Genomic DNA, 25,935 nt, shown 5'->3' with positions numbered 1-25,935 from the left:
AGTCATGAAACCGGTTGTGCGGTCCCCCGGGGGGCTGTGCGCCCAGCGCTTCCGACAGGATGTGTGAAACGCATAAGCAACCTTCATTGGGGGACGCGGAATGAGCTACAACCAGCCAGGGCCCTACGGACAGCAGCCGCAGCAGCCGCAGCAGCCCGGACCGTACGGGCAGCAGCCCCCGCCGCCGGGTCCCTACGGCCAGCCCGCGCCCCAGCCCGGCTACGGCTACCCGCAGCAGCCGGGCGTCCCGCCGCAGGGCTACCCCCAGCAGCAGCCGGCCTACGGCTACCCGGCGCCCCCGTACGGCGGGGTGCCCCCGCAGCAGCCGCCGAAGAAGTCCAAGGCCGGCGTGGTCATCGGCGTCGTCGTCGCGATCGCGGTGATCGCGGGCGGCGGCTGGTACTTCCTGGGCGGGGGCGGGGGCGGCGCCATCGCGGCCGACACCAAGGGCTACAAGCTGGTGGCCCCGGAGGCGGTGGACGACTTCAAGAAGGACCCGGCGTACAAGGACAAGGAATTCACCGAGAAGGACAAGAAGGAGGCCGAGGCCGCGGGCGTCAAGAACGCGACCCAGGTCGGCATGAACTACCGGTCGGGCGACCCCAAGAACCCGCTGACGGCCAAGGGGCTCAACTTCTCCGGTGTCTACGGCGACATCGCCGACCCGGAGAAGGCGGTGGACGGCTACTTCGCCAAGGCCCGGATGGAGGCCGCGAAGGACGGCAAGTCCGACGTGCAGCTCGTCGGCAGCCCCAAGGAGATGTCCCCGCCCAACTTCAAGGGCGCTGTGATGAAGTGCCAGGACATCAAGTTCACCTCGAAGGACACGAGCACGAAGGGGCCCAAGGAGGCCACGCTTCCGTTCTGCGTCTGGGGTGACTACAGCACCCTGAGCATGGTCAGTGCCTCGGACGTGGCGTCCATCCTCGCGGGGAAGCCGGGCTACACCCAGGAGCAGGCCGCGGAACTCGCCGCCAAGCTCTACAACACGGCCCGCGTCAAGAAGTAGCGGTCCGGCAGGACCTGCAGAAGGGGCGCCCCCGGTCGGGGGCGCCCCTTCTGCGTGGCGTGTGTGCGGCTACGCCGACTTCTCGTGCGGGCCCTGGTCCTTCGGGACGATCCGCGGGACCAGCGTCGGGTTGACGTTGGAGCGGACCACATCGGCCGTGATGACCACGCGCGCCACGTCCTTGCGGGACGGGACCTCGTACATCACCGACATCAGGACCTCTTCCATGATGGCGCGCAGGCCGCGCGCGCCGGTCTGGCGCAGGATCGCCTGGTCGGCGATCGCCTCGAGGGCGCCCCGCTCGAAGTCCAGCTCCACGCCGTCGAGTTCGAACAGCCGCTGGTACTGCTTCACCAGCGCGTTGCGCGGCTCGATGAGGATCTGGAGCAGGGCCTCGCGGTCGAGGTTGTGCACCGAGGTCAGCACGGGGAGGCGGCCGATGAACTCGGGGATCATCCCGAACTTCACCAGGTCCTCCGGCATGACCTCCTGGAACTGGTCGCTCGCCTCGATCTCGCGCTTCGAGCGGATCGTCGCCCCGAAGCCGATGCCCTTGGCACCCGCACGCGACTCGATGATCTTCTCCAGGCCGGCGAAGGCGCCGCCCACGATGAAGAGCACGTTCGTCGTGTCGATCTGGATGAACTCCTGGTGCGGGTGCTTGCGGCCGCCCTGCGGGGGGACGGACGCCGTCGTGCCCTCGAGGATCTTCAGCAGGGCCTGCTGGACGCCCTCGCCGCTCACGTCACGCGTGATCGACGGGTTCTCGCTCTTGCGGGCGACCTTGTCGATCTCGTCGATGTAGATGATCCCGGTCTCGGCCTTCTTGACGTCGTAGTCAGCGGCCTGGATCAGCTTGAGCAGGATGTTCTCGACGTCCTCGCCGACATACCCCGCCTCCGTCAGCGCCGTCGCGTCGGCGATGGCGAACGGGACGTTCAGCATGCGCGCGAGCGTCTGAGCGAGGAGGGTCTTGCCGGAGCCGGTGGGGCCCAGCAGCAGGATGTTGGACTTCGCGAGCTCGATCGCGTCCTCGCGGCCCTGCGCGCCGCCGTTCTCGCCCGCCTGCACCCGCTTGTAGTGGTTGTAGACCGCCACCGAGAGCGCCTTCTTCGCCGGCTCCTGGCCGACGACGTAGCTCTCCAGGAACTCGTAGATCTCACGGGGCTTGGGGAGTTCCTCCCACCGGACCTCCGAGGTCTCCGCGAGCTCCTCTTCGATGATCTCGTTGCAGAGGTCGATGCACTCGTCGCAGATGTACACACCGGGTCCTGCGATGAGCTTCTTCACCTGCTTCTGGCTCTTTCCGCAGAACGAGCACTTGAGCAGGTCGCCGCCGTCACCGATGCGTGCCACGAGGTGCTTCCCCTTCGCCTGGGAGACGCCTGGTTCAGCGCTCCTGGTGCCTCATATCCGACGGTACCTTGCCGGGGGCCCCGTGCGGGGCCCCCTTGACGTGGTTCACATCGCCGAATGCGGCGGCGCGTCCACGCCAATTGGCGGCAAGGGTCAGTGCGAACTCTTGCGGGTCGAGATGATCTGGTCGATCAGGCCGTACGCGAGAGCGTCCTCGGCCGTGAGGATCTTGTCGCGCTCGATGTCGTCGCGGATCTTCTCGATCGGCGTCGTGGAGTGCTTGGCCAGCATGGTCTCCAGCTGGTCGCGCATGCGCAGGATCTCGTTGGCCGCGATCTCCAGGTCGGAGAGCTGCTCGCGGCCGGTCCCGCCGGAGGGCTGGTGGATCAGCACGCGGGCGTTCGGCAGCGCCATGCGCTTGCCCGGGGTACCGGCGGCCAGCAGGACCGCGGCGGCGGACGCCGCCTGGCCCATGCAGACCGTCTGGATGTCCGGCTTGACGAACTGCATCGTGTCGTAGATCGCCGTCAGCGCGGTGAAGGAGCCGCCGGGGCTGTTGATGTAGATCGAGATGTCGCGGTCCGGGTCCATCGACTCCAGGCACAGCAGCTGCGCCATGACGTCGTTGGCGGACGCGTCGTCGATCTGCACGCCGAGGAAGATCACGCGCTCCTCGAAGAGCTTCGCGTAGGGGTCGTACTCGCGCACGCCCTGCGAGGTGCGCTCGACGAAGCGCGGGATGACGTAGCGGTTGTCCACCTGCGGGCCTGAGTAGAGGCCGCTCGCGGAGAAGTTGTTCTGCATCTGCATCTGGGTGTTCACCATCCTGGTGGCGTTCTGCGGGCTGTCGTCTGCTCGGTCTGGCGGTGGCCGGGGATCAGGCCCCGGTGCCGCCGCCGCCCGGCACGTTGGACGCGGCCGAGATGATCTCGTCGATGAGGCCGTACTCCTTGGCCTCCACGGCGGTGAACCAGCGGTCGCGGTCGCCGTCGCGGATGATCGCCTCGACGGTCTGGCCCGAGTGGAACGCGGTGATCTCGGCCATGCGCTGCTTGGTGCGCAGCAGGTACTGGGCCTGGATCTTGATGTCCGACGCGGTGCCGCCGATTCCGGCGGAGCCCTGGTGCATCAGGATGTCGGTGTTCGGCAGCGCGAAGCGCTTGCCCTTGGCGCCGCCGGTGAGCAGGAACTGGCCCATGGAGGCCGCCATGCCCATGCCGATGGTGACGACGTCGTTCGGGATGTACTGCATGGTGTCGTACACCGCCATGCCCGCCGTCACGGAGCCGCCGGGGCTGTTGATGTACAGGTAGATGTCCTTCTCGGGCTCGGCCGCGAGGAGGAGGAGCTGCGCCGTGATCTTGTTGGCGATGTCGTCGTCGACCTGCTGGCCGAGGAAGATGATGCGCTCGCCGAGCAGCCGGTTGTAGACATGGTCGCCGAGGCCGCCACCGATGGACGGCTCACCCGCGGCGTAAGGCTTCAGATTCGTCACGTATCCACCTGCTCGTCTCCGACGGCCATGTGCCGTCTCAGCGTCTCGTTCTGGGGCACGGCCCAGCCGTGCGGACGAGTCCGCCGGCATTCCGGTACTCCCGTGCCCTCGTATTCATGGACCCTAACGCGCAGGTAGGACAACGCCATCCCGCTTCCCGAACTGTTCGCTCGGAGCGCAAGGTCCCGGACCCGTGCGGGCGCACGTCCGAAGGGCCCGGACGCGCCGGCGTCCGGGCCCTTCGGGGCACTGCTCAGTGGGCTTCGCCCGGGGTGTTACTTGGCCTCGTCGGCCTTGTCCTCGGCGGCGTCGGCGTCGGCGTCAGCGGCGGCCTCGACCGTCTCGGCCTCGTCCTCGTCGGACAGGTCGATGACCTCACCCTTGGTGTCGACGACCTTGGCGGCCTCGACGACGACCGCGAGGGCCTTGCCGCGGGCGACCTCGCCGACCAGCATCGGGACCTGGCCGCCCTCGACGACGGCCTGGGCGAACTGGTCGGGGGACATGCCGGAGGAGGCGGCGCGGCGCATGAGGTGCTCGGTGAGCTCCTCCTGGTTGACGCCCAGCTTCTCCTTGTTGACCAGCGCGTCGAGGACGAACTGGGTCTTGATGCCCTTGACGGCCTGCTCGGAGGTCTCGGCGTCGAACTCCTCGACCGTCTTGCCCTGGAACTCCAGGTACTTCTCGATGGTCAGGCCCATCTGGCCGAGCTGGTGGTGCTCCAGGTTGTGCTTGCGGGTCTGGACCTCGTCCGCGAGGAGCTTCTCGGGGATCGGGACCTCGACGAGCTCCAGCAGCTTCTCCAGGACGCGCTCCTGGGCCTGCGTGGCCTGGTCGTACTGCTTCATGTTCTCGAGGCGCTTGCGGCTGTCGGCCTTCAGCTCCTCGAGGGTGTCGAACTCGCTCGCCATCTGGGCGAACTCGTCGTCCAGCTCCGGCAGCTCACGGGCGGAGACCTTGGTGACCTTGACGGTGACCTCGGCGTCCTTGCCCTCGGCGGAGCCGCCCTTCAGCTGCGACGTGAAGGTGGCCTCGCCGCCGGCCTCGAGGCCCGTGACGGCCTCGTCGATGCCCTCGAGGAGCTCGCCCGAGCCGATGGTGTAGGACACGTCGGAGGCGACGCCGTCCTCCAGCACCTCGCCGTCGACCTTCGCCTCGAGGTCGATGGTGACGACGTCACCCTCGGCGGCGGCGCGCTCGACGTCCTTGGTGGAGGCGAAGCGGCCGCGCAGCTGCTCGACGGACTTCTCGACGTCCTCGTCGGAGACCTCGATGGCGTCGACCTCGACCTCGATGCCGGAGTAGTCCGGGATCTCGATCTCGGGACGCACGTCGACCTCGGCGGTGAAGGCCAGCAGCTCGCCGTCCTTCAGCTCCGTGATGTCGACCTCGGGCTGGCCCAGCGGGTTCAGGTCGGCCTCGTTGACCGCCTCGGTGTAGAACTTCGGGAGGGCGTCGTTGACGGCCTCCTCCAGCACCGCACCGCGGCCGAAGCGCTGGTCGATGACGCGGGCCGGGATCTTGCCCTTGCGGAAGCCCTTCACCGTGACCTGCTGGTTGATCTTCTTGTAGGCCGCGTCGAGGCTGTCCTTGAGCTCCTCGAAGGGCACCTCAACAGTGAGCCGAACCCGAGTCGGGTTCAGGGTCTCCACGGCGCTCTTCACGGTTCGGTCTCCTTGTGGCTGACTGCTGGGGATTCTGCCGTCACGCTGCGATTCAGCGGTTCAGCGGACTTCGGCCCGGTACATCAGACACACGGGCACGCAGCTTGCATAGTAACCGCAAGCGGCAATCAGCCCACAACGCGATCTTGTGGAGGGCCCCCGGGGGACGTCGAGGGGGACACTGCTGTTGGTCGGGGTGGCCGGATTCGAACCGACGACCTTCCGCTCCCAAAGCGGACGCGCTACCAAGCTGCGCCACACCCCGTCGGTGCGACACGTAGGGTACATGCCCGGAGACCCTCCGATGCGCGGGGTTTGCAGGAGTTCCCCGCGCCGGCCGGCGCCGCGGCCGCGCGGCGCGCTCACGCCACGCTCGAAATGCGGTGTGCACTCCCCCGGCGCAACCCGCTAGGATGCTGTCCGTGCCGCGGTCCCCGGACCTGCGGTGCGCGGTGCGGGTGTAGCTCAATGGTAGAGCACTAGTCTTCCAAACTAGCTACGCGGGTTCGATTCCCGTCACCCGCTCTGAAGCGCAAAGGGCCAGGTCAGAGGACATCTCCTCGACTTGGCCCTTCGTCGTTCCAGGGGCTCCGATCAGCTCCGCGTGCCCCCTGCGTGCCCCTTGCGCTGTGGATCTGTTTTCGTGCCCTTGGCGGTTTTGCGGCCCTTCTTCACAAGCCCGCTCAGCGCGTTGGCGATCAGCCGGTCCCGGTCGGCGCTGGCGTGCTGGTAGATCAGCGCGGCGCGGGCGGTGCTGTGACCCATGCGCGTCATCAACTCCCGTGTACTGGCACCTGTTGAGGCGGCGAGCGTGTTGCCCGTGTGCCGGAGGTCGTGGAAGTGCAGCCCCTTGACCCCCACCTCGCCACACGCCTTGTGCCAGAGCCGGTTGAAGTGGTTCCGGCGCGGAGTCGCCCCCTTGGCGCCGACGAAGACACGCCCGTCGGCGCCGGCCTCGGCGTATCGCTTCAGGTGCTGGTGGATGTCCGGGAGGATCACCCCGGGGATGGAGACCGTCCTCTTACCTGCGGCACTCTTCGGAGCCTTGATCTCCCGCTGCCCATTGCTCAGCTCGGCGACGGCCCGCCGGACGCGTACGGTCCCGCGCTCCAGGTCCACGTCCCGCCGGTGGAGGCCGATCAGCTCGCCCCAGCGCAGTCCGAGGAAGCCGGCCATGAGGACGAGGGCGCGGTAGCGCGGCTGGATCGCCTCGGCCAGCGCGTAGACCTCGTTGACCGTGGCGGTCGGACGTTCTGGGGTGTGCACGGAGCTGGCGCCTTTGACCTGGCAGGGGTTCCGCCGGATCAGCTCGTCGGACACGGCCGTGCCGAGGATGGCGCGGAGCAGGGCGTATGCCTTGGCCACCGTGGTGGGGCCGGTGCCGGCGGCGAGCTTGTCGGCACGCCAGCTGCGTACGAGGGGTGGCGAGATGTCCGCCAGATTGACGGCGCCGAGAACCGGCTCCAGGTGGTGCTTCAGAAGCGAGCCGTAGAGCTGCCGCGTGGTGCTGGTCAGCTCGCGCTCTTTGATCCAGGCGACGGCGTACGGACCGAACGCGACCTTCCCGGCGTCCGGGTCGTGCCAGTCCCCCCGGCGCATCTCGGTCTGCTTGTCGGCGAGCCAGTCGTCCGCGTCCCGCTTGGTCCGGAAGGTCTCCGGGGCGGGACGGAGCTGGCCATCCGGGCCGAGGTACCGGGCCTGGTACCGGCCGGAGGGAAGTTTGCGGACTCGGCCGAATGGACGTCGCTTTCCGGCCATCAGGCAGCCACCCCCAGACGGCTCCGACGCGGCTCGACGGTGTGAGCATCGATGTACGCCCGTACGGCACTCTCGGGAATCCGCACGTGTCGCCCGACTTTCACGTAGGTGATCCGCCGCTCTTCCACGAGCCGTCGGGGGAATCGGACCGTGGTGCCGAGCAGTTCGGCGACCTGGACGACGCTGAGGTAGCGCTCATTCATGCTGCTCTCCTTGCAGGGCTTCGCGGGCGGTCTGGCGGTTCAGCTGAATGTCGCGGGCGATGGTGGCGGCCAGTACCGACTCCCCCGGGCTGTGGCCGTGGCCGGCGTACTGCCAGGAGGCGAGGACGAGCACGCTGTCCGGCTCCACGTCGTCCAGGCCCCGGGCTTCGCGTTCCTGGGCGGCGCGATAGTCGGCGCGGGTCCGGCGCAGGGCACCGAGGGTGGTGGAGTACCGGCGGGACTTGGTGGAGAAGTGGCCGCGGAAGCCGAGCATGTGCGACCAGGCCGCGAGGCGGCGATCCGGGTAAAGCGGGTCTAGGTCGAGGCAGGCCGCGACCAGGCGGGCGGCGTGGTCTGGGACATCGAGGAGGACCAGGGCCTCGCGGTTGCCGATGCGGCGGTCGAGGGTGCCGGTGTTCTCGGCGGCCTTGGTGGCGTACTTGGCTACGTACGAGGCGACGGCCTGTTCGGTGATGTCCGAGCCGTCGCCGAAGGCCTTGATGGGGCGGACGTCCAGCTGCGTGCCCCAACGAAAGGTCCGGGCGGGCTGGTCGGCGGCCGCCGGGACCGTGACCGAGGTGTACGTATGGGCGACGGCGGCGCGGACGGAGCGGTCGAGGAGTCCGGTCGTGGCCCAGGCCGGCGGCGGAGTGTCCGGGCCGCTGGGTCCGTCGACGCGGATCACGGCGTGGAAGTGGACGGCGCCGCGCTTCTGGAACTCGGCAACCTTGCCGTAGGAGATCCGAGCCTCCTCCTTGATTTCGCGTTGAGTCAGTCCGGCGCGGGCGGCGATCTCGCGGCGAAGCCGGGTGGTAAAGCGCTGCCAAAGCTGACCGGCGTGGTTGTTGAAAAGGACGGCAGCGGCGTAGTCGTACGTGGCCGGGTCGAGGGCGGTACCCAGTTCGGGCGCGTCCTCCTGGTGGTGCTTGCCGCAGCGGCACGGGCGGCCGGCGGGGCGGTTGTGAACCGGGCCGAAGGACGGCGCGGTGAGGGTGGCGAAGACGCGGGGGTGCTCGCGGACGGCGGCGGGGATGTCGCGACGGTCGTCTCCCGCGAGCCCGGCCCGGATCAGGTGGTAGGTGTCCCCGGAGTAGGTCCAGGCGCAGGCAGGGCAGCGGGAGGCTCGACGGTTGCCGCAGGCGATCCGGAGTCGGGCGCCCGGTTCGTTCTCGGTGGAGTAGCGGTGCAGGATCGCACCGGACGTCTTGTCTTTGGCGACGGTCCATCCGGTGATGTGGATCGGGTCGGAGCAGCCGCCGGTGCGGCGGATCTGGTCCTCCCACCGGGCGTAACCGGGAGCCCCGGCCACCTTCAGCATGTCGCCGAGGAGGCCGGGATCCAGGTCCGCGAGGGTCGCGGAGTCGGTCACGCGGTCACCTGCCGGTCAGCTCGAGCAGGGCGGCGCAGGCCGACGCCGTGGCAGGCGGGGCAGTGGGCGGTGATGGTGAGCAAGGCACCGGTGCGGTCCCGGCCGCCGAGGGAGATCCTCACGGCGGGGAAGCCGTCACAGTTCGGGCAGACCTGAGTCGGGGCGTGGTGGTGCTGGGACATGATGGTGCTTCCTTCCGGATCATCTGTTTCGGGCAGGAGCGCGGCGCCGGGACGGCGGAGACTTGGCGGTTGAGGCCGTCCCGGGGCCGGTCAGCGGTGGAGTCGGCCGTTGAGCAGCGAGCGCAGGACGACTGCGCAGACGGCGACCGAGGCGCCGGTGATGGCGACGGCCAGGAGCATCGAGACGACCACCGCGCCGACGACGAGGACCAGGCCCGCCCCAGCGGCGACGGCGGCAACGAGGCCGGCCGGAGTGAGACGGACGGAGGGCAGTTGCACGCGGGAGGCCGGCTGGCCGGGAGCAGGGGTCTGGGGGCAGTCGCAGACCGGGGCTGTGCCGCGGTGGGACTCAACAGTGGCGATCGGCTGGACGAGCGGGGTGACGAGGCCGGTCGGGAGCGGGTTGACCGGGATCTTGGGCCGGATCATGTGGTTCTCCTTCCGGGTCGGGTTACTTGTTGATCGCGGTGTCGATGGCGGAGGCGAGAAAGCTGTCCGCGAGGAGGAAGCCGCCGAGGAGGATCACGGCGACGAGCCAGAGCGGCGGGCGGATCAGCTTGTAGCCGAGAACGCCGACGACGATCAGGGCGAGCCAGAGCGGGACGTCCACGAGAGCTCCTTCGGGGTCAGCTGACGCGGCAGCGGTGGGAGCGGGCGGCGAGCTGGGCGGCGGTCGAGGAGCTGTAGTCGGAGGACCAGCCGCAGCCGTCGGAGGTGCAGACGGCGGCGTCCTTGGTGCGGCCGTGGCGGTCGCAGTACGTGCCGATCTGAACCGGGCCGATCTTCATGAGCGAGCGAAAGTGGATCCGGGCGGGCATCGAGCCTCCTCAGACGAGCTGGGCAGCGATGGCTTCGGCCATCGGGGACGGGACGCCGAGCCGGGAACGCAGGGTCTCGGTGTCGATGTCCGAGCCGGTGCGGGTGCGGTGGTCGGCGGCGATCTTCTGGGCGTGGGCTACGAGAGCGGGCGGAACGGTGTCGACCGGCTCAGGCACGGGCAGGGCGGGGAGCGGGTCGGCCTGTACGCCGGGTTCTGTCGCCCGGTCAACCACGGGCGGGGGCTCCGGATCGCTGGGTGGCGTAGGCCGGTGAACCAGGAGCGTTCCGCCGAGGAAGGCGAGCGCGGGCCACCCGGCAACGAGGATCCGGAGCCAGTCCGGGACGTCGCGCAGGTCTAGAAGGCCGGCGGTGGCAACGTTCGCGCCGAGCGAGGCGGCGAGGGCGACGGCGAACCAGGACCAGGCCGCCCGCGAGGGCTCCCCCGCGTCCCGCAGGCTGCGCAGACGGTGCCAGGCGGCGACGAGGAGCAGGTCCACGCTGACCGGATAGGCCCAGGCCTTCCAGCCGTGCTGTCCGGCGGCTTCGGCGAGGTCGTGCAGGTGGGCGAAGGAGAGCGCTCCGGCGATGACGGCCTGGACGAGGACGGCGTCCGGACGAACCAGGCGGGTCATGGTCTCCACCTCCTTTCAGGCATGGGGCGGGTAGGGACGTGGCGCGTGAGGCCGCGCCGACCGGATGGGACAAGTGCTTAGAAGGCACCTGCTGTAGTGGCCCTCGGCTGGACCTTGCCGATGAGGACGCGGACCGGGGCCGCGGGCCGGAAGGGCTCCAGCTCCGGGATGCTCGGGGTGCGGTGCGCGTGGGCGTTGCAGGTGTCCACGGCCTGCCGGAGCGTGGTGTGCGGGGCCCGGATGCGGGACCAGCCGCCGGAGGAGTCACCGGCCACGGCGGTGCCGGGGCGGTCCTTGTCGATCTGGACGGCGGCGAGGACGGCGTCCGGGGAGATGTCCCCGAAGGCCATGTTCGCGGAGGTCTCGTCGTTGACGCGGTGTGCGGTCCGGCCAGTGAGCTGGGCGCGGAGCATGGTGATGCCCTTGCCGAGTTCGGAGCCGAATCGCTGCCCGCAGATCTCCAGGTAGATGCCGGCGGCGCGGCCGAGCTGGGAGAGCCGGACGAGGTAGGTGACGATCTGATCCCGCCGGGCTTCATCCGCCCTGCTCGCGGCGAGGGCCAGCTCCGCTACCTCGTCCACCAGGAGCACGACGGGCACGGGCCGCAAGTGCGCGGGCAGATCCCAGATATCGGCGGTGATCTCCGCATCCGGCAGGCTGACGCTGATGCGCTGCTCGGCACGTATGAGCTGGTAGACGCGACCCATGTACTCGACGAGAGCGGCCAGCAGGTCAACAGCGGCGCCCGGGTTGTCCGCCAAAGCAGTGAACCTCGCTGCGAGCGGCGCGAGCTCCACACCGTTCTTGCAATCGATGCCGACTAGAGCGACGTTCTGCGGCGCGAGCCCGGCGACGAGGGTGCGCTGATAGACGGACTTCCCTGACTGCGTCGCGCCGACATTCAGGGCGTGCGGAACCTGCCGGTAGTCCCGGTAGTGCACTTCCCCGTCCTCCCGCAGCGCGACCGGCACACGGAGCCCCTCAGCGGGAACGACCGCCGGCATGCGCACCCGTCTGAGTACGTCGTCCGGTCATCCGCAGCTCGACCACGCCGGAACGGATCTCCCGCGAGACGACGTTGTGGAGGGCGAAGGAGTGCCGCAGGCGGTCGGAGGATGCGGAGAAGTCGAATGCGTCCTGGCCAGGCCGGAGTTTTAACCGCAGCACCAGACCGGTCGCCGTGGGGCGAAGCCGCAGGATGCGGGGCGGGCGCGCCTCGGGAACAGGGCGGTTGGCTGCCCGAGCGAGTGCCAGCCGCCAGCGGGAGGGCGGAACGGTGAGCCCGCATGCATCCATCACCGAGCGATACCTGATCAGGACGCGGACCACCGCGAAGGTGACCCCGAAGGTCATCCAGTACCAGGTGGGCCTCAGCCAGCGCAGGACGAGCACGAGTGCCACGGCGACGACCACCAGCAGCGCGATCCATAAGGCGTCCATGCTCATCCCGCCTTCGCGAGCGAGGTGACGGCCACGGCGCGGAAGCTGATGCCGTGCCGCTTCTGGCCGTTGAACTCGTTCTCCCACGGCCGGGCGACCAGGCCGGTCAGTGCAACCGGCGTACCCATGCCCAGCTCACCCGAGATGTCGGGCTCCGCCACCGTCACCGGAATGACCTCGGCGTTGCCGTTCATCACGAACAGCACGTCAACGGTCATGAGGTTGTTGCCGGTGTCGCCGTCCAGGGCGATCTGACCGGTCTTCTTGTCCCGCATCTTGAGCTGCGGGGGCTGGGCGACCATCACGGTCGCGCCGGAGGTGTCGACGGGAATCTGACGCACAGCAGATCACTCCTCTATAGAGGTCGAGCTCCTTCACTCCTGTATAGGAGTTACAGGAAGAAGAGTGCCCGACTCCTATACATGAGTCAACCCGCCGCGAAGAGAAACTCACGGCGGGCTGTGGGGAGTTGAGCGAGCGTCAGTCGCGCGCGGGGATCCGGTACTCGAAGACGAACTGGTCAGCAGCCATGAGGGTTTCGCAGACCTCGACCACGCGCCCCTCCTCCGTGACCGCGTTCCGCAGCAAGTGGACGACCGGGGAGCCAGGGCTCAGCGAGAGCTCGGTGGCTTCGGCCTTGGCGGCCGGCCGGGCCTGGAGTGTCTCCACGAACTCCGCGAAGACGTGACCGTGATCCTCCAGCCTGGCATAGATGCCGCCGGGTCCCGGGTTGTCGGCGAACAACTCGGGGATGTCCTTCGCCACGTCCCACGGCAGGTACGAAGTAGCGGTCTCCACCGGCGTGCCGTCCCGGAAGTACAGCCGCCGCCGGGCGAGCACCTGAGTCCCCACAGTCACCCCGAGCCGCTCAGCGATCTCCTCCGGCGCCTCCATCGGCCCGCGGAAGAGCATGCTCACCGAGGCCTCAGCCCCGGACTGAGCCGACTCGGCAAGGTACGCCGCCTTGCCCTCCTGGCGGTGCGTACGCCGGAAGCGGTCCGAGGACCGATGCCTGACGGGCGGCCGGGCCTTCACAAACGAGCCCTTGCCATGCCGCGTCTCGACCAGGCCACTCGCGCGGACCTCCAGCATTGCCTTGCGGACAGTCCCGCCGGCGACGCCGTAGCGCTCGACCAACTCGGACTCACTCGGCACCATGTCGCCGGCCTTCAATGCCCCGGCCCGGATCTGCTGAACGATGTCGTCAGCGATCTGCACGTAGCGCGGCACAGCCCCTCGGCCACCTCCTACTGCGGTTCCCATAGTCCTTCTCTTCCTCCTATGCTCCTGTACATGAGTACGGGTTCCCCGCAGGCCAAGTCAACGCCACTGCACTCCGTGTCCGTAGCCGGGGCAGTGCTCCGCGAAGACGGCCGGCTCCTGGCGATCCGCCGAGCGGACAACGGAACCTGGGAGCTGCCGGGCGGAGTCCTCGAACTCACCGAATCCCCGGAGGCCGGCGTCCGCCGCGAGGTCTTGGAGGAGACCGGCATCGAGATCCAGGTCCAGGAGCTCACCGGGGTCTACAAGAACACCACCCGAGGCATCGTCGCCCTGGTCTTCCGCTGCAAGCCCTCAGGCGGGACCGAACGCACCTCGGAGGAATCAACCGCGGTTGCCTGGCTCACCCCCGACGAGGTAGCAGCCCAGATGTCCGAGGTCTACGCGATCCGCCTCCTGGACGCCTTGGATGCCGCGGGTCCCCACGTCCGCAGCCACGACGGCCGCCATCTCCTCACGACATGACACGCGACGAAGCCGTGAAGCTCGTGCAACGTCTCATGGACGGCAGCATCACCGACGAGGGCGAAGCCGACGCAGCACTAGTCTCCCTCGAGGTAGGACTCAGATGCCCCCACATCAGCGACTACATTTACTGGGACTTCGACCTTGGCCTGAGCGCCCAGAAGGTCGTGGATCGAGCAATGGCATACGAGCCCTTCGCGCTCTGAGCCAGGCAGCGCGATAAGAGTTTCCCTACTTCATCAAGGCACCCGCCGCGCATGGCGCGGCGCGCGCGGCCCGTCGCCCGGGCCTGCGCTCCTGTCTCCGCCCCGCTCCAGCCCGGCCGGCGCCCGGGCCGCGCTGAGAGCAGCCAGCCACTTGATGCCAGAGAAGGGGTACTTCGCGGCCGGGGCGGTCGGCTCCACGGCTTTAGGCAGCCACTTTGGGGCGAGCCTCGAAGATCATGGCCCCAACGTCGTGCTTTAGCGGGCAGGTCCACAGACTGCCCGACTCGCCGGAAGCTTAAGGGGCCATGATCACTCGCCCCAAAGCAGCTCCCGCCCAAAGCCGCTCCACCGACCTAAAGCGACTCCTCTTACGCCCGACTCGGGCTCGAGGCTCTACCAATTCGAGGCTCACAGAAGCAACGAATCGGATCGGCTATGTCACTTCGCCCCACTAGGGCACGGTCAAAGACTATATGGGCATCCTGATACTTCCACGCATCCTGATATGAGAGCGTGCGGCTATCAGCCTTCACCCGAGCCCTACGACCATCGAAGATAAACAAGAATCCGCGACGATCATACGTGGCTGCTCGATCCCTGGTCCGATCCAGGTATTCGGCTATCTGACGCAAACCCTCATGAGCTCGACTCTCAGAATACCTACCCGTTATCCGCGGCTTATCGCCCAGGACACCACTGAGCCCCAACCACTTGATTTCAATTAGGCCAATCCTGTTCGAATTCTCCCACTTCACTTCAATATCTACAGGATTGCGTTCATCGACGTTACTCTCGGGCCGAATATCTGGATTTCCCTCACGAAGGCTGCTCACCAGATGCTGAACGAGCGAATCACGCATCGTGTCTTCAGGTGCGGCTTTCCACATGATTCGGTCTTCTTCGCGCCACAAGCCAGCCAAAATGCGGCACTGACTGGGCCTCGCGAGCTTTAGAGCGTAATGCTCCAGACAGTCAGCAAGGTCGTCGAATTTCGAAATTCCAAAAATACGGGCGAACCCAACTGAGGGCGGGACATCACCGAGCTCACCATTTACCCAGAACTCTTCAATCCTACCTGGAACATAGTGGTAGACGACTGCGTCGTGGGCCAACGTTGCTGGTTCGCACTTCTCCTTCCAGACCCAAAAATCCCCGCCCTCTCCAACTTCGACGGTCAAAACACCATCGTTATGGAGCGCGAGTCTGCCAGCGTCTGTAACCTTGTAAGCCTGGTCGTGGTCGAGCGGTTTTTTATCGGAATTCGTTCGATAGAAAACCGTCAGAGCCACATTGATCGACTCATAGTCGACCGCCCGGTGAATTTCCTTCAATCTGGGAAGAAAATTACGCAGGATTTCCGGAGCCGCTTGCCCGAGATTTTCAGAGGCTACATGAATGTAGTGCCCTCTGGCCATTTCGGCAAGCCGTTCCTTGTCAGCCTGGTTCACGCTACCCCCTCCTAGCGCTCTACTTTAGTAGCCTGCTCCAGTAGAAAACTGAGCCAGACTACGGCTGGCACCATGTAGTCAGGAATATCGCTACCCAGAGTGGCCTTAAGCACGGAAAATTGATCATAGACCTGCTTCAAGTTGGCGTCCTCAAGCAGCTCTTGAGGAACGTCCAACTCAACTGCGCGAGCCAGATGCGGCTCACGAGAAACACCCTCTTCAACGGAAGATACCGGCATAGCGGCTGACGCCCCGGTGGCCCCCCTCAGATAGGGCACACGATCCGAAAACCGCCCCAGACTCATCCAAAGCTCCAACTCTTTTTTGCCAGTTGGAGTCAGCCTAATTTTCTCTTCGTCGGCCGCAAGTAGGCGTTTCGATTTCAACCACTCCACGGCATTGTACAGCTCCATACTCCAGGGCGAAGAAGCAGGAGTGGACAGAAACTTGTAGCCCCAACTCGCCACGGCCTTCCTGTCGTAGAGACCCAAAAGACAGGCGAGATAGATAAAAATCTGAACGGCGCTGAGGGTAACTTCTTCACCCTCCCTAGAGAGTTCCGATGCAACAAAAAGCGCGTCGAAAGAAGCCTCAGGAGCGGCCTGATTCAAAACATTCTCCCATCCAAGCTAGCCTGAATAGCGGCATATGACTGGTCGAAGAGCTCCTCAGCTTGAGCCTGCACCTCGCTCAGAATTGACCAGTTGGTCATACGCTCCACATGCATCGTCTCTCGCCCACAGACCCGCGCCAGCTCCAAAACCAGCCTGTTGGAATTGAGGTTCGCAGTCATAATGAGCCTGTTGTTGCGACGAACAAATGCCCCAAACATTTCCCCTGCGCGACTTTCGTACGCGATGTCAAGGGATCCCTCAGGTGTGTCGATGAGAAGACAAGCCGGCGAGCGCCCACCTAGCATGTGCTCGGTCAAGGCCATTCGTAGAGCTATGTCAATAAAATAGCGTTGACTTTCGGATAGAGCATCTTGATCGCGACGAGTCTGCCCATTGACTGTGACGATAAGGAGCGGCCCGCGGGCACGCTGCTCGAGACGACAATGGAGATCCATTCCAAGGAACGCTCGAGCCAGACTTTGGAAACGTGGCAGGAACTCAGTCTCAGCCTCTGCATAGGCTTCGGTCAGTTCTTGCGCTACAGGGGCTACGAGGGCTTGGTACTCATCACGCTTTTCCCGGAACTTATCGCGACGCTCTTCAGCACTCCTCTGTTCTGCTTCCAATTGCTTGATAACGTCTGAAAGACCAGAGTTTGCACTCTTGTTCCGGACCCACTCAGAATTGTCCTCCTCGAACTCACTCAGGGCTCGAGTAGACTCGCGAAGTTCCTCCTGCGCTTCGGTCAGTCGCTCCGTTGCCCTCTCGAGATCCTCCTGGACAGACCTGAGATAGGAGCTGCTTTCCTGGAGCTGCTGATCAAGCTCTCTCAAGGTGTCGAAATCCTCGTCACCCTCTTGCTCGGCCACGTAACTGCGGCACAAAGGGCACTGCTGCGAACCCAGCAGGTCAGTGACTACCTTGATGTCAGTGATGCCCGAAGTGCCGCAGACGCCGCACTCCTGCTCATGCAACAGCCGCAGAAGTAGCGGATGATCGCTCATGCCGCTCTCTGGGTTAAGGCGATCATTGAAAACTCGGTTGTACTGAATCGTGAGCGCATGGTGATCCGCAGCAGCGATGCCGACGGTCAGTCGTGCGTCCTTCTCTTGCGCGACCCTTCTATCAACGACCTCGACACATTGGTCTCGAACCTCCGTCAGCCGTCGCTGCTTCTCTTCCAAGTCTTCGTTGTACTCAATAGGAGAGCCGCTTCTCTCCAGCAAATCACGAATCTGCGACCTGGCGGACGTAGCTTGATACTGTGCGTTTCTTGCTTGAGACTCCAAACGATCTGCTTTCCTTTGCCACTCCCCCGCTGCGTCTGCTCGAGCCGTATCTAGCCCAAATGCAAGGAAGAGAGAAAAGCGAGTGACTTCCGGATCCCAGAAGAGCAAATGCCGTCGCTCATCAAAGGTTACGAGGAAATGTTGGATGTAGACCAGTTGATCGAACTTCGCCAGGCCACAATGTCGCACGGCGTTGACCTCGAAGATTTCAAGAAGCTCCTCACCCTCCGCGCCTTCGTCGACATCAACCGACCGCTCCAGCTGTACGTCGGGGCCTTGGATTCTAAGGTACTTGAGTTCACCAAGCTGAAAGAATCCGCGAGTGAGTTTGTAGTCATGAGGGCCGATACTGAACTCGATAGTTACATCGGCGATGTCTCGATCTGCCGGAGAAATTCGCCCATTGAAATAATCCGGCGTGTTGCTTACCGCGCGTTTTCTATACTCAGCGAGCGACTGCACCTTGGGGTCAGGATGCGCAACTGCGCCCGTCAGCGAGTAATTCAAAATAGCCAAGAATGTCGACTTGCCAAGACCGTTAGCGCCGGACAAGCAGAAAACGTCTTTGTCAAAAGCAACTACATTCTGACTACGGTTTCTGTAAAGAGAAAAATGAGAAATCGTAAGCCGTTTGACTTGCGGCAACACGATCCCGCGTGAGCCCTCGCTCATCGCACCTCCCTGATGGGCCGTCATGAGGGCGTACTGTAGTAGCGCAACGTCGCACCCGCTAGATAGACTCCCGCATCCAGGCGAGGCTTCCACCACCGCCAGCTGGCATGTGACTGACGCACTCACGTGCTGAGCGCTCCTGTTTCGACAGCAGAGAGCGCGCTTTGTGATACCGTTCCGCAGTTGTGTGGCTCACGCATGCCTTGCGGCCTCGCCCCATCGTGTCCGTCACCTGCGCGACCAACGGAGCCGCGCTCACAGATCTGATGAGCCACGAGGACCCACGAGGAGTACCCATGGCTCAGGCCGGCGCGAGTGCGCTGACCTCGCACTACCGCCACTTGCAAGGTAGCTGGAAGGTGTCCAGCAGCGCCCAATATCAGCGGCTCGTGGTGCCTAATGGAAATGCCTCACAGCCATTTCATCGTTGGTTTCACCTAAAAGAGGCCTACTCCTCGCAGCTACTGCCTCAACTCATGGCTGACAGCTCCTACGTTCCGAGCGAGAATCTGGCTGTCTTTGATCCGTACAGTGGCAGCGGGACGACCCTGTTGAGCGCCTTGGATATGGCTACGCGTCATGATGTTCCGGCTCGAGTTAAAGGAGTCGAGCGGAATCCATTCCTCTGGGAGCTTTCTCGCGCAAAAGTCTACGGACGAATCCACGGGCGAGAAGCAGCTAAGGCCTTTGATGTAGCTCTGGACTCCGTGACTGATGCATTCCATGACGCCAGCAAGGAATCACTGCCTATTCCTGATCAGAGTACTCTCCGAAACGAGACGTACTTTCCAAGGAAGAATGTGCAGGATCTGGTGGCCATCCGCAGTTCCATTGATTCGTGCACCGATGGCGAAATTCGCTCGCTCCTGAGAGTCTGCCTCGCCGCAGCAGTAGAGAGCTGCGGGCGCTTGCGTAGAGACGGCCGCGCCTTGCGGTTCGCGCCTAACCGGAACCCGAAGGATGCTTGGGGTTCATTCAACGAACGGGCGGGTGCCGTGCTCCAAGACCTCCTCCTCTGTGAACCAGTTGAGAGCTCCGGAGAGGTGCTTTTCGGGGACGGCAGAGAAGGAGTCAGCGAAACAGCAGGATTTGACTGGATCGTCTTCTCTCCGCCCTACCCGAATAATATTGATTATACAGAAGTATACAAAACTGAGGCATGGATGCTGGGCTGCTATGAAACCTCCGCTGAAATGCGCGCACAAAGGCAGCTAACTGTGCGCAGTCACCCAAGCATCCGATTTAATCAAGACTATGCATTTTTGAACAGCAGCGTAGCTGGAGAAGTCCAATCTGCGATTGATCCCATTTTGGAAGCAGTCCCTTCTGACCGCTATAGCTCTGGTCGCGTGGAGCTCATAAAGGGATATACGGATGACATGCTTCTAACCCTGCAAAAATGCAGGCAGAGCATTGCTTCCGACGGACATCTTGCCTTCATTGTCGGAAACTCGGCACATGGCGCGGGAGACGAATCATTCGTTATCGCAGCCGACGTCCTAATGGGTACGCTGGCCGAGCTGGCCGGCTGGCGAGTCGAAGAGGTGCGAATCGCAAGACAACTGAGCCGCAGAATTTCCGACGATGAATTTCTTCGGGAGAGCGTGGTTCTTCTCAGGCCGGTATAATCCGCACCCCCGGCGTCTGCCGAACTTGTTTCGCAGTGGGGTTATGGGAGACCGTCAATCGCAGCCTCGATAGCGGTGGCGTCGATTCGTGGACCATCTGTGGACGGCGCTACTCTGGCAGGCGGGTTGCAGCTCTCTGACCAGTGACTACGCGGTGACTGGCAATCCCCTCAGGAGCCGTGTGTGCAGAAGCGGCCCCTGACTGTGTCTGGGGCCGCTTCGTCATTTCGTGCGAGCTCTTGCTAGTTGGGGTGCGCCGGCGGTCCTTCGTGGGCGGAGTGGGCTTGGCGTGGGAGGCGGTGGCCGCGGCTGGTTGCTACTCGGAGCATGTCCCGGAGGGCGCCGGTGAGGTCTGCTGCCAGGAGGCGGAGTTCCTCTGGATCCGAGTCCACGTCGGCCAGTACTTCGGCGGCGTGGGCTAGGAGCTCGGATCCCAAGCCGAGCTGTATGTCTTCGGTGTTGTCGGCCAGGCGGGATAGGTAGCCGGTGGTGGCATCTGCGCTGAGGTAGCAGGGCTTCTCGTCGGGGCCCGCCCATGGAAGCAGGCGCAGTTCGTTGCTCGCGGTCATCCCTTTGGGGTCCTCTCCTCGGTCGTGGTGCGGGTGATGAAGAGGGCGTCTGCTCTGTCGCCGGGGAGGATGAGGAGGGCGGCCTCGACCACGTGGCCGGTGGTGTCGGTTGCTACGCGGGTGAGTGCGAGGACGGGTAGGGACGGGCTGATGCGGAGGGTCGTTGCTTCCTCCTGGGTGGGGAGGCGGGCGCTGAGCCGCTCTTGGACCTCGGCCAGCGGTAGGCGTGGGTCTTCCCGCACAGATATCTGCCCGGCTGAGGGTGAGGGCCCAGGAGGGTTCGCCGGCGCCGGGGCGCGGGGCACGTAGATGTGGGCCAGGCTGTGGGGCGTTGTCCCGTCGTGAGCTGTGTAAAGCACCTCGGTCAGGGGGCTGTGGGGTGGCACGTTCAGCAGTGCCGTCAGGGGGCCGTGCGCCTTGAGATTCGTGGTGCGGGCGGTCACTCGTAAGGGAGCGGAGAAGGTGGGCCAGAGAGCTGCCTCGCAGCCCCCTCCGGTGTACGTGATCCTGCGGAGGGGGTGGCGGACGAAGTTGCCGCTGCCGTGGATCTTCTCGACCAGGCCCTCGCCCTGGAGGAGCGCCAGGGCGCTTCGCAGGGTTGGCGTGCTGACCATGTAGCGGGTGGCGAGTTGAGTTTCCGAGGGGAGGCGTTCGCCGGCCTTGAGGTGGCCTGTTGAGATCTGGTGACGGAGGTCGTCGGCGATGGCGTGACGGAGAGAGGGCACAGGCGGGTCACCACTTCCTCGTCAGCCGAAGGGCGATGAGTCGGCTCCGGGCGTGCATCGTCAGCACCTCGCCCGACTCGAAGAACAGGCGTTTGGCGCCAGCGGGCAGCTGGACGAGATCGGCGACGCGGCACGGCTGGCCTCCGATCTGGATGACGTCGCCGCGTCGCACGCTGATAGAAGTGATCTCGATGTTGGCGGCGAGCGCGCCGCTGGGAGCCCAGGCGTTCACTGGTTCACCTGCCGCGGTGCCGGCGCAGCGTCCGGGGTGTGGCAGGGGCAGTCGCAGGCTTCATAGGTCACCGGGACGCCAACGGGTGCGGTGGCAGGGGACGACTGGGCGCATTCCCCGTGCGTGCCGATGGCACACGAGCTCGAACGGTAGGGGACCGTAGTGCGCGTCGCAGCTGGGGGTGCGGGGAGGTGTCGCCCACTGGTGCGGGCGGGAGTGGGGCCCATACGGTTGTGCACGCTGATCAGCTCCTATCGCTGATGGCCAGGTCTCCGGACGTCGCCCGTCGCGGGGACCGCTTTGTTTACGGCGGCCCAGAGGGTGCGGCCGGTCAAGCTGCTGGCGAGAAGCCCGAATCGGTCTGCCTTCGCCAAGACTTCTAGGACCTCCCGCCACGATTCGGCGGGCAGCCTTTCCGGTACCTCCGCTTCGATCGACGTGTATGCGGTATGCGGCTCCACACGCGTGGTCAGCCCGAGGGCGGACAACCGGGCGGCGAGGTCCTCGGCCCTTGCTTCCGAAGCGGGCACAGGAGGGCCTCCGTCGCCAGTCGATCACGTTGAGTAAAGCTAGTTAACTAGATTAGAGCTAGTGGACTAGATTTTCCACATGCCTGAGCAGCCGCCTTATCTCCGTATCGCCGACGTCCTGCGGCAGCGGATCGCGGAGCACGTGTGGACGGCCGGCGATCGGCTGCCCTCTCGCACTCAGATCGCTGAGGAGTGCGGTGTGGGCGAGAACGTGGTCCGTCGGGCGCAGGAGCTGCTGATCTCTCAAGGTGTGCTCGAGGGGCGGGCGGGTTCAGGTACGTATGTCGCCGAACCTCGGCGGCGCGTGCGGGTGGTCCGGTCCTCGGCACGCGAGCAGCCCGGCGGTTCGCCGTTCCGGGCGGACATGCAGGTCTTGGGCAAGAAAGGCAACTGGGAGAGCCGGACCGAGGCGAAGGTGCCGGCCCCGGCCGAGATCGCGGCGCGGCTCGGGATCGCCGAGGGTGATCTGTGCGTGCGTACGGTTTATGAGTTCCTCGCCGATGGGCGGCCAGTGCAGCTGTCGACGAGTTGGGAGCCATATGAGCTCACCGCCGGCACGCTGGTTGTCCTGCCGGAGGGTGGGCCGCATGCCGGCGTTGGAGTCGTGAATCGGATGGCCGAGATCGGGATCAGGGTCAGTCACGCCGTCGAGCAGCCGGAGCCGAGGCAGGCCAGCGCGGAGGAGGCGTCGCTCCTCGGGATTCAGAAAGCCGCTCTAGTCACCCACATCCGGCGGACGTACTACAGCGACGAGGGGCGCCCCGTAGAGACGGCGGACATCGTTGTTCCCGTAGCGCTGTGCGAAATCGTCTATGAGATCCCCATCAGGGGGTAGTTCAGGCCTGCAGGTGAGGCCAACCGTCCCGGTTGGAGCAGCTCTCGAAGCAGTAGCGCGTCAAACGGTCCCACTCGTTACCAGTGGCCAGCTCGTACGCCCGGTCCGGCACGTACAGCAGCCATTCGCCGTCGCACTCGGTAGAGGTGTACGGGGCGAACTTGTCGACATCGGAGAAGACGCTCTCCCATACGGACTGCCCCGCGGCCACCACAGCGCAGCGTGCGTACAGAAAGCCGTCGGACGACTGCGGGAACGGCCTGCCGTCGCGAACCGTCAGGTCGATCACGGGAAGGACGCCGAACTTCTCCTGGTCCAGGCGGTAGAGGGCCTCAGCATGGCGTTCCGCGAATCCGATGATGTCGGGGACAGGGCGACGGCTCAGCTCCTCCGCCAGGTGTTGACAGCTCTCTTGGGTGGCCTCGCCGTTCAGGGTGGCTATCAGTGCCCAGAAGTCGGCCCATGTCGTGTTCACGGGCGCAGGATTTCAGGGCGGTCTGACATCTACCCCTGGGCCCGTCGTACGCTGGCGCAGGCCACCAGCGCGCTGCCGTCTTCCGTAAGGAAGATCGTGTAAATCCATGACCTGTCGGGGGCTGCGATCTGCCCGATGCGGATGGGCTGAGCGTGCTCACGGAGGAGTTCCAGCGCTCGTTCCCAACCCAGGTTCTCGGCCCCCTTCCGCTGCATGCATCGATGCCGGATCGCGAAGACCCCTGCATGGCCGTCCGAGCGCCTCGACCCGCCCTCCCATACGACGTAGTCGGCACCGTCGGCGAGGGCCGCCAGGGCAGCCTTGGACGGCTCCTCGTCGCCGGCCAGCAGTCGCATCAGCTGATGCCGTTCCATAGCCCCTCCCCGGTTGGCATCCTGCGATGCGGCAGGGATGTGCCGCAACCGCGTATACCGCTCGCCGCTGCTGTCTCCCAGGGCCCAGCGGGCCGTGTCCCCCGCGTGCCCGAGCGGGCGGTCTCCGGCGGGGAATGTCGGGGAAACGCGGGGAGGCGGGCAGCAAGGTGCAGGTCGGAGACTTGGCCGGTGGGCAGGGAAGTGCGTACGCGGTCTTCCAAACTAGCTACGCGGGTTCGATTCCCGTCACCCGCTCTGAAGCACAAAGGGCCAGGTCAGAGGACATCTCCTCGACTTGGCCCTTCGTCGTTCCCGGGCTTCGCCGGGCGTCCCGCGAACCCGCCGCGGCGGGCGGCGGGTTGGTGGCCGGGGCGGTCAGAGTTTGATGTTGGCGATCATCGTCGCCAGCGAGTTGAGGAACCGGTTCACGTCGTCCGCGATCGAGCTCGACGCGAGGAAGAAGCCGAAGAGGGCCGCTACGATCGCGGGGCCCGCCTTGATGTGGTTGCCGCGGATCAGCACCACCAGGATGACCCCCAACAGAACCACCACTGACAGCGAAATGGCCACAACTGATCACACCTTCGGTCGTCCCCTGGTCGGCCCGGGGCATGCGGCAGCGCACACCCACATGGACCATCCTCCCACCAACGGGCCCCGCCTATCCGTCCTGTGACGAATCACCACCGTTCGGTTTCCACCGGCCCTCCCCGCGGCGGGGCCCGGCGGGGGCCCGGCTCGATCCGAAAGGCGTGCCCTGGGCGAGGCCGAGGAGCGAGCGGACATACGCGTACTTCGCGGACAGCCGATCCCGGGTGGGGGCGTCCAGTACGGACAGGCGTACGGGGTCGGCGTTGTGCGCGAGGTCGGCCTCCTTGACCAGGAGCGCGCCCGGGGTGGCGAGGATCCGGGCCGCGTACTGCTCGACCGGTTCGCCGGGGCGCTTGGTGAGGGCCAGCACCATGTCCTTGACGGGCTCGGGCAGGGCGGCGGAATCCAGCCAGGTGAGGCTGAGCGCCTCGTCCTCGATGGCGTCGTGCAGCCAGGCCGCCGCCTGCTGCTCCGGGGTGCCGCCGCGCAGCCTGACGCCCTCGGCGACGGCCTCCAAGTGCTCGGCGTAGGGGCGGCCGGCCTTGTCGGTCTGGCCCTCGTGGGCGGCGCGGGCCAGCGCCTCGACCTCGATGAGGGTCAGGTGGCTGCTCGTCATGCGATCTCCCGTGCCGCTGTCCGGAGGGCCTGCGCGGCCCGGTCCACATCCGCCCGCGTGGTACGCCAGTTGGAGAACGCGGCGCGCAGGGCGGCGGTTCCCCCGTGGACGGTCGGGGTGACGAACACCTCGGCCGCGGCGGCCTCGCGCAGGGCCGCCAGCCGGGCGGGGGTGGGGTCGGTGGCGAGGGTGAAGCAGACGACGTTGAGGCGGACCGGGGCCAGCAGGGTGAAGGCGGGGTCCGCGTCGAGCCGCTCGCCGAGCGCGCGGGCGCAGGCGATGTCGCGTTCGACGATCTCCCGGTGCCCTGCGCGGCCGTACGCGCGGAGCGTGAACCAGGCGGCGAGCGCGCGCAGCCGGTGGGAGTTCTCCGGGGTGAGGTGGACCAGGTCGGGATGGTCGCCGAGCGGGCCGAGATAGGCGGCGGAGTTCTGGAAGACCCGGGCCTGGAGGTCGCGCCGGCGGGTGAACTGGACGGCGCTGTCATAGGGGACGTTGAGCCACTTGTGCAGGTCGACGCAGAGGGAGTCCGAGGCGTCGAGGCCGGCGGCGAGGTGGGCGTGGTCCGGGGAGAGGGCGGCGAAGGCGCCGAAGGCCGCGTCGGTGTGCAGCCAGAAGTCGTGGCGGTCCTTGAGGGCGGCGACGGCCCGGAGGTCGTCGAAGTCGACCGTGTTGACGGTGCCGGCGTTGGCGACGACGACGGCGGGTCCGGGGGTGTCGGCGAGTGCCCGGTCCAGGGCGGCCGGGTCGACGGCCTCGCGGCCGGGCAGGGTCGGGACCTCGACGAGGCTGCGCCGACCCAGGCCGAGGACGGCGAGGGCCTTGGCGATGGAGGAGTGCGGGGCTCCGGAGAGGACGCGGACGGGACCGAGGGCGGCCGCGCCGTCCTCCGCCGGGGAGACGCCGAGGCGTTCGCCGAGCCATTCGCGGGCGATGGCCAGCCCGGTGGTGTTGGACATGGTGGCGCCGCTGACGAAAGTGCCGGAGTGGGCGGGCGAGAGGTGGAAGAGGGCGCGGAGCCAGCCGACGGTCTCGCGTTCGAGGTCCTGGCCGGCGCCGTCGAGGGCGGAGTTGGAGTTCTGGTCGTGCGCGGCGGTGAGCCAGTCCCCGGCGAGGGCGGCGGGGGTGGCGCCGCCGGTGACGAAGCCGAGGTAGCGGGGCCCTGCGGAGGCGGACAGCCGGGGCTCCCAGCGCGCGCGGAAGGCCGCGAGGGCGGCCTCGGCGCCGGCGCCGCGCTCGGGGAGCGGTTCGGGCTCGGCGTCCGGGCTTCCGGCGGGCGGTAGGACGGGACGCGCGTCCAGGCAGGCGAGCGCGTCGGCGGCGGCGCGGCGGGCGGTGTCGAGGAGTTCGGGGAGCCGGGCGAGGTCGGCGGCGAGCGTGCGGTCCATGGGGGCACGGTAGGGGCCGCCGCGGACGCGGCGGACCGTCCAATCCCCACCAGGTGGCCCGTCGTGCCGC

The 25,935-nt window shown here is 66.2% G+C and carries 31 protein-coding genes, 2 tRNA genes and 1 pseudogene; 6 read left to right on the top strand and 28 right to left on the bottom strand.

Annotated elements, in window-relative coordinates; translation table 11 throughout:
• Positions 1-100 precede the first annotated feature (100 nt).
• Positions 101-1,009, top strand: coding sequence for a hypothetical protein (locus AC07FY_RS00260; RefSeq protein ID WP_478998602.1), 909 nt, complete (start codon positions 101-103; stop codon positions 1,007-1,009).
• Positions 1,010-1,078: 69 nt separating this feature from the next.
• On the opposite strand, the gene clpX is transcribed toward AC07FY_RS00260, so the two are convergent.
• The 5 genes from clpX to AC07FY_RS00235 all read right to left on the bottom strand — a co-directional run bounded on the left by clpX (position 1,079) and on the right by AC07FY_RS00235 (position 5,789).
• Positions 1,079-2,365, bottom strand: coding sequence for an ATP-dependent Clp protease ATP-binding subunit ClpX (gene clpX, locus AC07FY_RS00255; RefSeq protein ID WP_384538810.1), 1,287 nt, complete (start codon positions 2,363-2,365; stop codon positions 1,079-1,081).
• Between the two features lie 153 nt (positions 2,366-2,518).
• On the bottom strand, positions 2,519-3,190 hold the full coding sequence (locus tag AC07FY_RS00250) for an ATP-dependent Clp protease proteolytic subunit (protein WP_478998600.1): 672 nt from the start codon (positions 3,188-3,190) through the stop codon (positions 2,519-2,521).
• A gap of 52 nt (positions 3,191-3,242) precedes the next feature.
• Entirely contained in the window at positions 3,243-3,860 is a 618-nt protein-coding gene (locus AC07FY_RS00245; protein ID WP_478998599.1) for an ATP-dependent Clp protease proteolytic subunit, read from the bottom strand.
• A gap of 275 nt (positions 3,861-4,135) precedes the next feature.
• Positions 4,136-5,524 carry a trigger factor gene (tig, locus tag AC07FY_RS00240; protein WP_478998597.1) on the bottom strand — a complete coding sequence of 463 codons (1,389 nt, stop codon included), beginning with the start codon at positions 5,522-5,524 and terminating at the stop codon, positions 4,136-4,138.
• Positions 5,525-5,712: 188 nt separating this feature from the next.
• Positions 5,713-5,789: transfer RNA gene (locus tag AC07FY_RS00235), tRNA-Pro, on the bottom strand.
• Between the two features lie 189 nt (positions 5,790-5,978).
• Here AC07FY_RS00235 and AC07FY_RS00230 point away from each other — a divergent pair.
• A tRNA-Gly gene (locus AC07FY_RS00230) sits at positions 5,979-6,049 on the top strand.
• Between the two features lie 69 nt (positions 6,050-6,118).
• On the opposite strand, the gene AC07FY_RS00225 is transcribed toward AC07FY_RS00230, so the two are convergent.
• From AC07FY_RS00225 to AC07FY_RS00175, 11 genes and pseudogenes are all read right to left on the bottom strand, one after another.
• The gene (locus AC07FY_RS00225; protein WP_478998595.1) at positions 6,119-7,282 is read right to left on the bottom strand and encodes a tyrosine-type recombinase/integrase; all 1,164 of its coding nucleotides are present in this window, start codon (positions 7,280-7,282) and stop codon (positions 6,119-6,121) included.
• The gene (locus AC07FY_RS00220; protein ID WP_468804994.1) at positions 7,282-7,485 is read right to left on the bottom strand and encodes an excisionase family DNA-binding protein; all 204 of its coding nucleotides are present in this window, start codon (positions 7,483-7,485) and stop codon (positions 7,282-7,284) included. The genes AC07FY_RS00225 and AC07FY_RS00220 overlap by 1 nt, the downstream gene beginning before the upstream one ends.
• Positions 7,478-8,854 carry a replication initiator protein RepSA gene (gene repSA, locus AC07FY_RS00215; RefSeq protein ID WP_478998593.1) on the bottom strand — a complete coding sequence of 459 codons (1,377 nt, stop codon included), beginning with the start codon at positions 8,852-8,854 and terminating at the stop codon, positions 7,478-7,480. The genes AC07FY_RS00220 and repSA overlap by 8 nt, the downstream gene beginning before the upstream one ends.
• A complete protein-coding gene (locus AC07FY_RS00210; RefSeq protein ID WP_478998592.1) occupies positions 8,851-9,036 on the bottom strand; it encodes a hypothetical protein in 186 nt (61 codons plus the stop codon). The genes repSA and AC07FY_RS00210 overlap by 4 nt, the downstream gene beginning before the upstream one ends.
• Positions 9,037-9,126: 90 nt before the next feature.
• Positions 9,127-9,465, bottom strand: coding sequence for a SpdD-like protein (locus AC07FY_RS00205; protein WP_478998591.1), 339 nt, complete (start codon positions 9,463-9,465; stop codon positions 9,127-9,129).
• Between the two features lie 22 nt (positions 9,466-9,487).
• Positions 9,488-9,646: a hypothetical protein gene (locus AC07FY_RS00200; protein ID WP_478998589.1), complete on the bottom strand. Its 159-nt coding sequence runs from the start codon at positions 9,644-9,646 to the stop codon at positions 9,488-9,490.
• A gap of 16 nt (positions 9,647-9,662) precedes the next feature.
• A complete protein-coding gene (locus AC07FY_RS00195; RefSeq protein WP_478998588.1) occupies positions 9,663-9,854 on the bottom strand; it encodes a mobile element transfer protein in 192 nt (63 codons plus the stop codon).
• A 9-nt stretch (positions 9,855-9,863) separates the two neighbouring features.
• Positions 9,864-10,487 (bottom strand): DUF2637 domain-containing protein, encoded by a 624-nt coding sequence (locus AC07FY_RS00190; protein WP_478998586.1) that lies wholly within the window; start codon positions 10,485-10,487, stop codon positions 9,864-9,866.
• A gap of 77 nt (positions 10,488-10,564) precedes the next feature.
• A pseudogene (locus tag AC07FY_RS00185) lies at positions 10,565-11,927 on the bottom strand (FtsK/SpoIIIE domain-containing protein).
• A gap of 2 nt (positions 11,928-11,929) precedes the next feature.
• Positions 11,930-12,268 (bottom strand): SCO3933 family regulatory protein, encoded by a 339-nt coding sequence (locus tag AC07FY_RS00180; protein WP_478998584.1) that lies wholly within the window; start codon positions 12,266-12,268, stop codon positions 11,930-11,932.
• A gap of 139 nt (positions 12,269-12,407) precedes the next feature.
• Positions 12,408-13,190: a GntR family transcriptional regulator gene (locus AC07FY_RS00175; protein ID WP_478998582.1), complete on the bottom strand. Its 783-nt coding sequence runs from the start codon at positions 13,188-13,190 to the stop codon at positions 12,408-12,410.
• 18 nt (positions 13,191-13,208) lie between these two features.
• Between AC07FY_RS00175 and AC07FY_RS00170 the strand changes: the two genes are divergently transcribed.
• The gene (locus AC07FY_RS00170) at positions 13,209-13,673 is read left to right on the top strand and encodes an NUDIX hydrolase (RefSeq protein ID WP_478998580.1); all 465 of its coding nucleotides are present in this window, start codon (positions 13,209-13,211) and stop codon (positions 13,671-13,673) included.
• The gene (locus AC07FY_RS00165) at positions 13,670-13,879 is read left to right on the top strand and encodes an e9imm peptide (protein WP_478998578.1); all 210 of its coding nucleotides are present in this window, start codon (positions 13,670-13,672) and stop codon (positions 13,877-13,879) included. The genes AC07FY_RS00170 and AC07FY_RS00165 overlap by 4 nt, the downstream gene beginning before the upstream one ends.
• Before the next feature lie 368 nt (positions 13,880-14,247).
• Here AC07FY_RS00165 and AC07FY_RS00160 read toward each other — a convergent pair whose 3' ends face one another.
• Genes AC07FY_RS00160 through AC07FY_RS00150 form a run of 3 tightly spaced genes read right to left on the bottom strand, consistent with a single transcriptional unit; the run spans position 14,248 to position 17,926 of the window.
• Positions 14,248-15,327, bottom strand: coding sequence for a hypothetical protein (locus AC07FY_RS00160; protein ID WP_478998576.1), 1,080 nt, complete (start codon positions 15,325-15,327; stop codon positions 14,248-14,250).
• A gap of 11 nt (positions 15,328-15,338) precedes the next feature.
• Positions 15,339-15,938: a hypothetical protein gene (locus AC07FY_RS00155; protein WP_478998575.1), complete on the bottom strand. Its 600-nt coding sequence runs from the start codon at positions 15,936-15,938 to the stop codon at positions 15,339-15,341.
• Positions 15,935-17,926: an AAA family ATPase gene (locus AC07FY_RS00150; RefSeq protein ID WP_478998573.1), complete on the bottom strand. Its 1,992-nt coding sequence runs from the start codon at positions 17,924-17,926 to the stop codon at positions 15,935-15,937. The genes AC07FY_RS00155 and AC07FY_RS00150 overlap by 4 nt, the downstream gene beginning before the upstream one ends.
• Positions 17,927-18,198: 272 nt before the next feature.
• Between AC07FY_RS00150 and AC07FY_RS00145 the strand changes: the two genes are divergently transcribed.
• Positions 18,199-19,530 carry a hypothetical protein gene (locus AC07FY_RS00145; RefSeq protein ID WP_478998572.1) on the top strand — a complete coding sequence of 444 codons (1,332 nt, stop codon included), beginning with the start codon at positions 18,199-18,201 and terminating at the stop codon, positions 19,528-19,530.
• 242 nt (positions 19,531-19,772) lie between these two features.
• On the opposite strand, the gene AC07FY_RS00140 is transcribed toward AC07FY_RS00145, so the two are convergent.
• The 4 genes from AC07FY_RS00140 to AC07FY_RS00125 form a co-directional block, all read right to left on the bottom strand.
• On the bottom strand, positions 19,773-20,099 hold the full coding sequence (locus AC07FY_RS00140) for a hypothetical protein (protein WP_478998570.1): 327 nt from the start codon (positions 20,097-20,099) through the stop codon (positions 19,773-19,775).
• Positions 20,096-20,824, bottom strand: coding sequence for a GntR family transcriptional regulator (locus AC07FY_RS00135; RefSeq protein WP_478998568.1), 729 nt, complete (start codon positions 20,822-20,824; stop codon positions 20,096-20,098). Before AC07FY_RS00135 ends, AC07FY_RS00140 begins: the two co-directional genes overlap by 4 nt.
• Positions 20,825-20,831: 7 nt before the next feature.
• A complete protein-coding gene (locus tag AC07FY_RS00130) occupies positions 20,832-21,056 on the bottom strand; it encodes a hypothetical protein (RefSeq protein ID WP_478998566.1) in 225 nt (74 codons plus the stop codon).
• A 251-nt stretch (positions 21,057-21,307) separates the two neighbouring features.
• On the bottom strand, positions 21,308-21,586 hold the full coding sequence (locus AC07FY_RS00125; protein ID WP_478998564.1) for a hypothetical protein: 279 nt from the start codon (positions 21,584-21,586) through the stop codon (positions 21,308-21,310).
• A gap of 79 nt (positions 21,587-21,665) precedes the next feature.
• Between AC07FY_RS00125 and AC07FY_RS00120 the strand changes: the two genes are divergently transcribed.
• Complete coding sequence (locus tag AC07FY_RS00120; protein ID WP_478998563.1) at positions 21,666-22,421, top strand: GntR family transcriptional regulator; 756 nt, start codon at positions 21,666-21,668, stop codon at positions 22,419-22,421.
• Between the two features lies 1 nt (position 22,422).
• Here AC07FY_RS00120 and AC07FY_RS00115 read toward each other — a convergent pair whose 3' ends face one another.
• From AC07FY_RS00115 to AC07FY_RS00095, 5 genes are all read right to left on the bottom strand, one after another.
• On the bottom strand, positions 22,423-22,896 hold the full coding sequence (locus AC07FY_RS00115; RefSeq protein WP_478998561.1) for a DUF4240 domain-containing protein: 474 nt from the start codon (positions 22,894-22,896) through the stop codon (positions 22,423-22,425).
• Positions 22,897-22,925: 29 nt separating this feature from the next.
• Complete coding sequence (locus AC07FY_RS00110; RefSeq protein ID WP_478998560.1) at positions 22,926-23,270, bottom strand: hypothetical protein; 345 nt, start codon at positions 23,268-23,270, stop codon at positions 22,926-22,928.
• A gap of 375 nt (positions 23,271-23,645) precedes the next feature.
• On the bottom strand, positions 23,646-23,840 hold the full coding sequence (locus AC07FY_RS00105) for a hypothetical protein (protein WP_031145493.1): 195 nt from the start codon (positions 23,838-23,840) through the stop codon (positions 23,646-23,648).
• Between the two features lie 91 nt (positions 23,841-23,931).
• Positions 23,932-24,477, bottom strand: a complete 546-nt coding sequence (locus tag AC07FY_RS00100; RefSeq protein WP_478998558.1) for an HD domain-containing protein — start codon at positions 24,475-24,477, stop codon at positions 23,932-23,934.
• Positions 24,474-25,865 (bottom strand): pyridoxal phosphate-dependent decarboxylase family protein, encoded by a 1,392-nt coding sequence (locus AC07FY_RS00095; RefSeq protein ID WP_478998556.1) that lies wholly within the window; start codon positions 25,863-25,865, stop codon positions 24,474-24,476. Before AC07FY_RS00095 ends, AC07FY_RS00100 begins: the two co-directional genes overlap by 4 nt.
• Positions 25,866-25,935 lie beyond the last annotated feature (70 nt).

It is taken from the genome of Streptomyces sp. NPDC045967, assembly GCF_056430495.1.
This window is presented reverse-complemented; position numbering and strand designations above follow the sequence as displayed.

Excerpts from the sequence above, each read along its gene's own strand:
- AC07FY_RS00170 (WP_478998580.1), top strand. The coding sequence starts at position 13,209 with ATGCTCCTGTACATGAGTACGGGTTCCCCGCAGGCCAAGTCAACGCCA.
- AC07FY_RS00150 (WP_478998573.1), bottom strand. The coding sequence starts at position 17,926 with ATGACGGCCCATCAGGGAGGTGCGATGAGCGAGGGCTCACGCGGGATC.
- AC07FY_RS00110 (WP_478998560.1), bottom strand. The coding sequence starts at position 23,270 with ATGGAACGGCATCAGCTGATGCGACTGCTGGCCGGCGACGAGGAGCCG.
- AC07FY_RS00190 (WP_478998586.1), bottom strand. The coding sequence starts at position 10,487 with ATGACCCGCCTGGTTCGTCCGGACGCCGTCCTCGTCCAGGCCGTCATC.
- AC07FY_RS00095 (WP_478998556.1), bottom strand. The coding sequence starts at position 25,865 with ATGGACCGCACGCTCGCCGCCGACCTCGCCCGGCTCCCCGAACTCCTC.
- AC07FY_RS00210 (WP_478998592.1), bottom strand. The coding sequence starts at position 9,036 with ATGTCCCAGCACCACCACGCCCCGACTCAGGTCTGCCCGAACTGTGAC.
- AC07FY_RS00145 (WP_478998572.1), top strand. The coding sequence starts at position 18,199 with ATGGCTCAGGCCGGCGCGAGTGCGCTGACCTCGCACTACCGCCACTTG.
- AC07FY_RS00205 (WP_478998591.1), bottom strand. The coding sequence starts at position 9,465 with ATGATCCGGCCCAAGATCCCGGTCAACCCGCTCCCGACCGGCCTCGTC.
- AC07FY_RS00220 (WP_468804994.1), bottom strand. The coding sequence starts at position 7,485 with ATGAATGAGCGCTACCTCAGCGTCGTCCAGGTCGCCGAACTGCTCGGC.
- AC07FY_RS00195 (WP_478998588.1), bottom strand. The coding sequence starts at position 9,854 with ATGCCCGCCCGGATCCACTTTCGCTCGCTCATGAAGATCGGCCCGGTT.
- AC07FY_RS00225 (WP_478998595.1), bottom strand. The coding sequence starts at position 7,282 with ATGGCCGGAAAGCGACGTCCATTCGGCCGAGTCCGCAAACTTCCCTCC.
- AC07FY_RS00250 (WP_478998600.1), bottom strand. The coding sequence starts at position 3,190 with ATGGTGAACACCCAGATGCAGATGCAGAACAACTTCTCCGCGAGCGGC.
- AC07FY_RS00165 (WP_478998578.1), top strand. The coding sequence starts at position 13,670 with ATGACACGCGACGAAGCCGTGAAGCTCGTGCAACGTCTCATGGACGGC.
- AC07FY_RS00175 (WP_478998582.1), bottom strand. The coding sequence starts at position 13,190 with ATGGGAACCGCAGTAGGAGGTGGCCGAGGGGCTGTGCCGCGCTACGTG.
- AC07FY_RS00260 (WP_478998602.1), top strand. The coding sequence starts at position 101 with ATGAGCTACAACCAGCCAGGGCCCTACGGACAGCAGCCGCAGCAGCCG.
- AC07FY_RS00120 (WP_478998563.1), top strand. The coding sequence starts at position 21,666 with ATGCCTGAGCAGCCGCCTTATCTCCGTATCGCCGACGTCCTGCGGCAG.
- AC07FY_RS00140 (WP_478998570.1), bottom strand. The coding sequence starts at position 20,099 with ATGACCGCGAGCAACGAACTGCGCCTGCTTCCATGGGCGGGCCCCGAC.
- AC07FY_RS00100 (WP_478998558.1), bottom strand. The coding sequence starts at position 24,477 with ATGACGAGCAGCCACCTGACCCTCATCGAGGTCGAGGCGCTGGCCCGC.